Source organism: Staphylococcus pseudintermedius (genome assembly GCF_001792775.2).
Taxonomy (GTDB): domain Bacteria; phylum Bacillota; class Bacilli; order Staphylococcales; family Staphylococcaceae; genus Staphylococcus; species Staphylococcus pseudintermedius.
In genome coordinates this window covers 47165-55465 of sequence record NZ_MLGE02000015.1, presented here as the reverse complement: position 1 = coordinate 55465, position 8301 = coordinate 47165, and the positions used below count along the sequence as shown (strand labels likewise).

Annotated in this window: 8 protein-coding genes; 4 read left to right on the top strand and 4 right to left on the bottom strand. The window is 35.6% G+C overall.

Translation table 11 applies throughout. From position 1 onward, the window contains the following. Positions 1-568 precede the first annotated feature (568 nt). The gene (locus BJK46_RS10055) at positions 569-751 is read right to left on the bottom strand and encodes a hypothetical protein (RefSeq protein WP_096536006.1); all 183 of its coding nucleotides are present in this window, start codon (positions 749-751) and stop codon (positions 569-571) included. Between the two features lie 527 nt (positions 752-1278). Here BJK46_RS10055 and BJK46_RS10050 point away from each other — a divergent pair. Continuing rightward, the gene (locus tag BJK46_RS10050; protein WP_063284837.1) at positions 1279-2067 is read left to right on the top strand and encodes an arylamine N-acetyltransferase family protein; all 789 of its coding nucleotides are present in this window, start codon (positions 1279-1281) and stop codon (positions 2065-2067) included. A gap of 311 nt (positions 2068-2378) precedes the next feature. Here BJK46_RS10050 and BJK46_RS10045 read toward each other — a convergent pair whose 3' ends face one another. Continuing rightward, positions 2379-2873, bottom strand: coding sequence for an isoprenylcysteine carboxylmethyltransferase family protein (locus tag BJK46_RS10045; protein ID WP_015729749.1), 495 nt, complete (start codon positions 2871-2873; stop codon positions 2379-2381). 259 nt (positions 2874-3132) lie between these two features. Between BJK46_RS10045 and lip the strand changes: the two genes are divergently transcribed. From lip to BJK46_RS10030, 3 genes are all read left to right on the top strand, one after another. Next, positions 3133-5037 carry a YSIRK-targeted triacylglycerol lipase gene (gene lip / locus BJK46_RS10040; RefSeq protein ID WP_015729748.1) on the top strand — a complete coding sequence of 635 codons (1905 nt, stop codon included), beginning with the start codon at positions 3133-3135 and terminating at the stop codon, positions 5035-5037. Between the two features lie 193 nt (positions 5038-5230). Beyond that, a complete protein-coding gene (locus BJK46_RS10035) occupies positions 5231-5488 on the top strand; it encodes a type II toxin-antitoxin system Phd/YefM family antitoxin (RefSeq protein WP_015729747.1) in 258 nt (85 codons plus the stop codon). Then, positions 5488-5754, top strand: coding sequence for a Txe/YoeB family addiction module toxin (locus BJK46_RS10030; RefSeq protein ID WP_015729746.1), 267 nt, complete (start codon positions 5488-5490; stop codon positions 5752-5754). Before BJK46_RS10035 ends, BJK46_RS10030 begins: the two co-directional genes overlap by 1 nt. A gap of 360 nt (positions 5755-6114) precedes the next feature. On the opposite strand, the gene BJK46_RS10025 is transcribed toward BJK46_RS10030, so the two are convergent. Both BJK46_RS10025 and lqo read right to left on the bottom strand, forming a co-directional pair. Next, the gene (locus BJK46_RS10025; protein WP_019169745.1) at positions 6115-6216 is read right to left on the bottom strand and encodes an SE2200 family small protein; all 102 of its coding nucleotides are present in this window, start codon (positions 6214-6216) and stop codon (positions 6115-6117) included. Between the two features lie 13 nt (positions 6217-6229). Next, positions 6230-7723: an L-lactate dehydrogenase (quinone) gene (gene lqo, locus BJK46_RS10020; protein WP_014612817.1), complete on the bottom strand. Its 1494-nt coding sequence runs from the start codon at positions 7721-7723 to the stop codon at positions 6230-6232. Between the last annotated feature and the right edge of the window lie 578 nt (positions 7724-8301).

Below are 8301 nucleotides of genomic sequence, written 5' to 3'. Positions count from 1 at the left end.
TGGGGATTAATACCATTAGCCCAGCTTGCAGAGTTGGCTTACGCAAGATATTGAACCGCCGAGTACGGAACCGTACGCTCGGTGGTGTGAGAGGACGAGTAGTCAATTAATGGCTATTCTCCTACTCGATTTTTGTTATTAGTATGTTTAATATGATTGATACATGGTAGTTCATAGTCTTTGATTACACAACCACGCTGTGCTTTCCTAGGGCTGTGGTCTAATCGGGCCCCTCCAACTCACTAACGCTTGAAAAAACTGTTACATTTGTTGGGGTGTTAGTGGATTTTGGGAGCAGTACGGAAATCTCATGTATAACAAAGATTTCTGTACTGCCCCCGCAAGTCTTACAGTTAATGCGTTAAGCAGTGGTTACTCTTAAAGTTAAAAGACATACTTTTGTTTGCAACTTTACAACTCAGCAGTCTTGCACGTTTTTTTCAAACAATGGAGAGTACCTCAAACTGTTGATGATGTATACGAATGAAAAAAGTTAGTATAAGTAGTTCTTTTTTTAAAGAGATGAAAATATTTGTAATTATTGTATTTAATTTCAAAATATTTATGCTTAATATGTATTATCATTCTTGTTGAATATTGTCTTAATAATGTCGTAAATCATGCGAATTGCAAAAAGCCCCATAATAACAAATGTTGCAAAAGATTCTGTAATGAAAGACCAAATACTAATACTACTACTAAAAAGTAATAGTAAGGCAAAAATTAATATTTCTTTTTTTCTATCATTCATTATTAGCCCCCTAGTTTTTAATGAAAAATAAACAATAAAATTAATTATACTTTATGATCACAACGAAGAATAGAATGATTTAAAAAGCACTCCTAAAGTTAAAGTAATTCAATTTTAGAAGTGCGTATAGTTAAGTAAATAATATTCTTATTACATTATGCATTATAAGCTTTTTTAGCGGCTTTATAGATTTCGCCAGCATGATCTATGCCTTTAGCTATTATATAGTCGCGTGTGAATTCTCCAATTCTTCTAATAGCTCTGCCTCTTCCGCCACCATTAATTTTATAAAGAGTATTAGATCTTCGTCAAGAATACGGACACAGAAAAAAGAGAATTCTATCGCGCGTCGCTTGCTCGCCCCCCCTTTTTAAGGTGCAGTGTGATTGATGATGGATACGTTGTGCCTAACGTGACATTTTTTCTTGAATCAATGCGTTGATATTGAGGTGGTTAAAGCATGAATGCATGTTCATCAAAAAGGGAATATAAATAACAGACACATAAGAACGAGTAGGAGGATGATGATGAATATACAAAAAGTAGATCAAAAAATAGAGATAGATGCGCAAAAGCTGTCGGTCAATCGTGTTGAAGCGTTAAATGAATATATGTATCAATTTATGCATCATATCCCGTTTGAGAATATATCTGTTCAAAATGGTGTGGAAATTTCTACTGATTTAAATGAATTATTTGAAAAAATTGTTGAGCAAAGTCGTGGCGGCTTTTGTTATGAATTGAATACGTTTTTTGCTGCTTATATAGAGGCTAAAGGTTATGAAACGCAATACCTTTCTGCAACTGTGCATACACCAGACGGAGGTCGCAGTATTGCGGGTGCGCATCTATCGCTTGGTGTGATGATCGATGGAGAGATGTATATTGCAGATGTCGGTTTTGGTGGGGCATCCCCAGTCAAAGCGATGCGTGTCACTGATGATGGAAGTGAGACCGTAGAAGATAAAAGCGGCGTATATCGAGCATTGAGAGTGGATGATGACATTAAAATACAAAAATATGAAGATGATCATTGGGAAACATCATTTGTAGCAAGTACTGAGCCCAGATCATTATCTGACTTTGATGATAAACTTGAATACAATCAACATCATCCAGATTCTCCATTTGTGAATCACTTAATTGTGACAAAACCTACTTCGACAGGACGTGTGACGATGTCTCAAAGCAACTTAACAGTGACAGACAAAAAAGGGAAACACAAAACACCTGTCACATCTAACAATTATAGACACTTTTTGAAAAAGTATTTCGATATGGATATTGTTATTCCACGTTTAGAAAGTGAAGAATAAGCATCAACGGAAAAGTAAAAGGTGGTAAATCAAAACAATATTGATTCAAGAGACTTAGAGCGTCATCGTTCTAGGTCTTTTTTGCACTTTGAAAGGAAAGTAGACCTAGCTTATATCGTTGGTACAAGTAATTGATGGATCACGTCGAGAAAGGGGACAATTGATACAGGAATTGGAGAAATAGGAAGTATATAATAGTCAAAATATGGTATGACTCAAGTCTATGTAAGTTGTTGTAATTAGTGAAGGCAACAGAAAAGAACAGCACATGTCGAAATGAAAAAAGAAAGCTTTCAACATGTGCTCTTGTTTTAGAGTGACATCAGCTTTTCTTCTTGACGAATACGAACGAATAAGAAGTAAGCGTATGGAATTAATAAGATAGCTGTGTATGTCGCATGTGTAAGTAACAGAACACCAATTAATTCAGGGATAATATTCAAGTAGTAGTTCGGATGTTTAGTGACGCGGTATAAACCAGAGCGAATGATAGGGTGGTCTGGTAAAATATACAACTTCAAAGTCCAAATCGGTCCTAGTGTTTTAATGACATGGAATAAAACGAGGTAAGCCAGTACAATGATGATTAGACCTACAGTATTTACTATGCTCCATGTATCATGGTTCAATAATGTTTCGATTGCCGCACCAACATAAATTAAAATATGTGTGATGGCCAACCATTTCGAATTCTTTTCGCCGTATGCCTGTGCCCCTTGTTGTACAAGTTGTTTTGAATGTTTGATAGAAATAGCAAGGCTAAAAAGACGAATGATAAAGAAAATCAATAAAATAATAAAAGCCATGGTGTTCCTCCAATGAAATAAAATCAATTTATCCTTACATTTTATAGTTTCACACTTACAATTACTATTAACTAATTATTAAATATATAGGACTGGAGCTTTTGTGTAAATTAAATTATAATGCCAAATCTAAAATTTAAAATATAAAATAGATTTACAGTTAAGCATAGAAATAATACAGTTAGGAGAAACTTTAACTATATACAGATGGATTTGTTATATTGGGAGTGTCACCATTAAATTTCAAGGGGGAATACAATTGCATAAAATTAATAAACGTAACACTTTTGCACTGAGAAAACGACCAATGGGTGTTTCATCGATTTTAATTGCATCGGGGTTGTTGATGTTCGCAGGGCACGACGGAAAAGCAGCAGAAAGAAGTGCATCTCAAGACGTAGGAGTTGTAGCCAAACAACAGGAATTATCACTCTACCAACAGAAAGATGGAGATGAACCCACGCGTCATGATGCTCCGACTGTTGTAAATCATGAACGAGAAACGACAAAAAAAGCTTCTGTTGACCACCTTCATACATATACACGCTCTTCAGATACAACAACTGTATCTAAAGAACTCGACAATGAAAAAATATATGGTACAGTTCCACCATCACCGCGAGTTCCTAAAGATCAATCTAACGAAGCCACGCCTGTAAAAACAGAAGATAGCCATACTCAATTAACACAAAAGCCAGAGTTAGATTCTGAGTTTTCAGCTATTGAAAATGACAATAAAGAAGCAAAAGAACAAACAAAACATGCACAACGACCACAGTCAGATTTTTCGGTAGTAGAACAACAACATAAAGACAAGTATATTACGAGAGAGGTTAAACAGGCTCCTAAAGTGGTAGAGGCATCAACAGAAGACGTTGCACCGACAGACGCTGATAAAAGGAATAAAGGCGTTGTACCAGATTCAAAAATAAACACCCCCTCACCGCGTCTAACGACACACAGTGAAACACAAGCAACTTCAGCACCGACTATAACAAAACTTGATAAATCGGCTGTTGAAAACAAGTGGAAGCATAAAGATCCAATCATTTTTGTTCATGGCTTTTCTGGCTTAGTAGGTGATAATGCGCCGAAAGGTTCGAATTATTGGGGCGGGACAAAATACAAAATGATTGAAGAACTGCGTCATGCGGGTTATAACGTATTTGAAGCGAGCGTAAGTGCATTTGGAAGTAACTGGGCACGTGCTGCTGAATTATACGCTTATATTAAAGGCGGTATCGTTGACTACGGGGCGGCGCACGCAGCAAAATACGGTCATCAACGTTACGGTAAAACATATGAAGGTATTTTACCTAATTGGCACTCAGATCAAAAAATACATTTAGTAGGTCATAGTATGGGCGGACAAACAATTCGCCTTTTAGAACAATTATTGCGTAACGGAGATTTAGAAGAAATGGCGTACCAAAAAGAGTACGGTGGCACAATCAGTGAACTTTTCCAAGGCAATCAAGATAATAGAATTACTTCGATTACGACAATTGCGACGCCACATGATGGGACTGTTGCGTCAGATGATTTAGGTAATACAGAAATCATTAAACGCTTGCTATATGAGTACAATGTATTTGCAGGGCGTACAGGACAGACTATAGATTATGGCTTAAAGCATTGGGGATTAGAGCAACGTGAAGGGGAAACCTACGCTGAATATGCAAAACGTGCTAGCAAAAGCCCTCTTTTTACATCTCAAGATACGGCATTGTACGATTTAACTCGTGAAGGAGCGAAAAAACTTAACGCACGTACAGATTTGAATCCTAATATTTATTACAAGACGTATACAGGCTCTGCCACATATGAAACGATTTTTGGTACACAAATTGCACATCCTTACATGAATATTGCGCACGTCTTGACTGGTGACTTAATCGGTATGACAGAGAACCCCGCTTGGAGAGAGAATGATGGCCTCGTTTCAGTTATTTCATCACAGCACCCTGAAGATGAAGCGTTTGAGTTTGTCGATTTTACTGCGCCAGCTGTTAAGGGGATCTGGCAAGTCACGCCAACATTAAAGGGATGGGACCATACTGACTTTACTGGTAAAGATGTACTGGATTGGCGACGAAGCGGTGCGGAGTTACAAAACTTTTATCATCGTTTAGTAGAAGATTTAGTACGTAAAGAAGAAGTATAGCGCAGTGAAGAAAGGTTCCATACAATAGGGTTGATGATTTGTGAAATAGTCATACGTAAACTTGAAATGAAATACTTTAAACATAGGTCATATGTTGTTTGTATTTTTAATCAGAATTGAGAAAGTCATATCATTTGCGTACGTAAAAACGTACGCAAATGATATGACTATACTAGTAAAGGAAGAGATGTTAATGATTATTAAAACGCCTACAAATGCTAGAAAAGAGTTTTACGAGTTGTTAAAACAAGTTAATGATAATCATGAGCCTATTATAATAAGTGGTTCTAAAAGTGAAAACAATGCAGTTATTGTTAGTCAGGAAGACTGGGATGGTATTCAAGAAACGTTATTTCTCGAATACACTGGTACTATGGATAAAGTAAGAGCACGTGAAAAAGATGATAGTGGTTATACCAATATTGACGATATAGATTGGGATAATTTGTAATGGGTAATTATTCTGTCTTAATTAAGAATTCAGCCAAAAATGACTTGAAAAAAATTAAAAAGTCACTTCTTAAAGAGCAATTTTCAAAAATTATTGAAGTTTTAAAGGTTAACCCTTATGAAGCTAGTCAATCTTTTGAGAAGCTACAACCGAAGCATTCAGCTCGATATTCAAGGCGTCTGAATCATCAACATAGAGTTGTGTATACGGTTGATGATGAAAAAAGAGAAGTTTATATTTTTTCTGCTTGGTCATATTATGAGTGAGCGATATGTAAATAAGTGCTGTGAAAGCATTGATAGTGAGTTATATTGAAACAACATGATTAAAAGTGAATAAGAACAAGGCCATGATTTAAAAATCGTGTTTTACAATACCGTGAATGTCTGAGAAAGCAATGGAGTGTATGTTTTTAAAAGTGACATTATTTCGGTTAAAGCGTTGTTACTACTCTATTGTTGAAGCTTCTATCGTTAAGTGTGACAGTTTACTTCTTAGTATATATGTTGAGTGATGTTGAATAACGACGCTGACATCAGTTCATATGGCGCATCAGTCCAGTTTGGCAAGATATTTTGAAAAAGCCCGATATCTCTATAATAGAGATGTCGGGCTTTTTGCATGCTTTAATATTCAATATTAGGTGCTTTGTTGACGTGTTCTTGATAACGTTTTAAAGCAACGAAAGCTGCAGTGAGTACAGTTGCAACGACTAATAATTTTTTCATGATAGCAACTCCTTTACTCGTAGTAGTTTAATTCTAAGTCTTTTGAAGTTTGTTGACGTATTTTTCTCATTAAATCAACATCTTCAATTAATGATTTACCATAAGAAGGAATCATTTCTTGTAATTTAGGTGTCCATTCAGGTACGTATTCAGCAAAGTTGCGTTCTAATACTTCAAGTGCCACAGACACTGATGTAGAAGCTCCTGGTGATTCACCTAATAAAGCAATAACAGTATGGTCTTGTGAGTTTACCACTTCTGTACCGAATTGGATGTAACCTTTACCGTATTCTTCAGTATCTTTAATCACTTGTACACGTTTACCAGCAGTATATAATTCCCAATCTTGATCTTTAGCTTCAGGGTAGAATGTACGTAAGTGGTTCATACAACCTTCTTTAGTCATTAAGATTTGATCGATTGAGTATTTAATTAACGGTAAGTTTTTCACCGCAGCGGCAAGTAAAGTAGTAATATTGTATGGTTTTACAGATTTGAATAAATCTAAGTTCGAACCATTTTTCAAGAATTTAGGACCGATGCTTGCGAAAGGTCCGAATAATAATGCTTTACGGCCGTTGATATAACGTGTATCTAAGTGAGGTACAGTCATTGGTGGTGTACCAGGTGGCTCTTTACCGTATACTTTCACACCATGTTCTTCGATAACATCTGGGTTTGTACACATTAAGAATTGTCCTGTAATTGGGAAACCACCTAAATGTTTACTTTCAGGAATACCTGTTTTTTGTAACAACGGAATCGCACCGCCACCAGCACCGATGAAGATATAGTCTGCAAGTTGTACATGTGACTCACCTGTATTGCGGTTGACCACTGTAACTTCCCATTTACCATCTTTACGACGGTTGAAGTCTCTAACTTCATGGTTATAATGTACATCTGCATTTTTATGCGCTTCGATACTTTTAGCCATCTTACGAGTTAATTCACCGAAGTTAACATCAGTACCTTCGTCGATTTTACTTGCAGCCATGATGTCGCTAGCACTACGACCTTGCATCATCAACGGCATCCATTTTCTCATCACTTCAATATCTTCTGTATATTCAATATTGTCGAACATTGGGAAATCTTTCATTTTATTATAACGATCTTTTAAGAATTGAACGTTATTCTTCCCGCGTACGAAGCTAATGTGTGGAAGAGGATTGATGAAATCTCTTGGTGTATCAATGTTTTTACTTTTAACAAGATGACTCCAAAATTGTTTTGAGATTTCGAATTCTTCATTGATTTCTTTTGCTTTTTCGATGTCAATTGAGCCATCAGGTTGTTTCACTGTATAGTTCAATTCACAAAGTGCAGCATGGCCAGTACCAGCATTATGACGCTCGTTTGAACTTTCTACACCTGGACTGTCTAGGCGTTCATATAATTTAAGATTCCATTCTGGTTCTAAATCTTTAATCATTGAAGCGAAAGTCGTACTTAGCACACCGGCACCAATAATGACAATGTCTTTAGGTTCTGATTGAGTTGGCATACATAATCACCTTTCGTTTGTTGTATATTGCGGAATATGATAGGAAATCAAGTCCTTTGCATCACTTCTTAATTATTATAGTACATTTTCTATACTAACAAAAATGAAGCGCTTGAATTGTGACAGAATTGATACCACTTTGTAAAGATTGTAAACAAAATGAACAATCATACTTCGCATTACTATAATAATAATAACCCGTGTTAAAGGGGTGAAGCAATAATTTTTAATAAATAAATTACGAGTTTTTTAATTTATATTAAAGAAGGTGAAAGTCAAATCAATGCATCACTTTTATTTATGTCATAAAGGTGTCGTCTTACACTTGTTGTTCAACAGTATAAAGTTCATGAAATGCCCATTATATATGGAATGACACTGACTTAGTGATCTGAAGAATAAATATTTTTATGTTTATTTGTTATAACAAAAATATTATCGTAAATATTAAATTTGTTAAATATAAAACTTAACGGTAGTGCTACATGTGCTTTTATTTATGCTTTTTAAAAAAACCTCCCTTGATTTAAGCTATCTTTTCTTTTCGATTTTGCTATTTTTTACATCAATGCAAAAAT

Excerpts from the sequence above, each read along its gene's own strand:
- BJK46_RS10045 (WP_015729749.1), bottom strand. The coding sequence starts at position 2,873 with ATGGCTTTTATTATTTTATTGATTTTCTTTATCATTCGTCTTTTTAGC.
- BJK46_RS10035 (WP_015729747.1), top strand. The coding sequence starts at position 5,231 with ATGATTATTAAAACGCCTACAAATGCTAGAAAAGAGTTTTACGAGTTG.
- BJK46_RS10050 (WP_063284837.1), top strand. The coding sequence starts at position 1,279 with ATGAATATACAAAAAGTAGATCAAAAAATAGAGATAGATGCGCAAAAG.
- BJK46_RS10025 (WP_019169745.1), bottom strand. The coding sequence starts at position 6,216 with ATGAAAAAATTATTAGTCGTTGCAACTGTACTCACTGCAGCTTTCGTT.
- BJK46_RS10030 (WP_015729746.1), top strand. The coding sequence starts at position 5,488 with ATGGGTAATTATTCTGTCTTAATTAAGAATTCAGCCAAAAATGACTTG.
- BJK46_RS10055 (WP_096536006.1), bottom strand. The coding sequence starts at position 751 with ATGAATGATAGAAAAAAAGAAATATTAATTTTTGCCTTACTATTACTT.
- lqo (WP_014612817.1), bottom strand. The coding sequence starts at position 7,723 with ATGCCAACTCAATCAGAACCTAAAGACATTGTCATTATTGGTGCCGGT.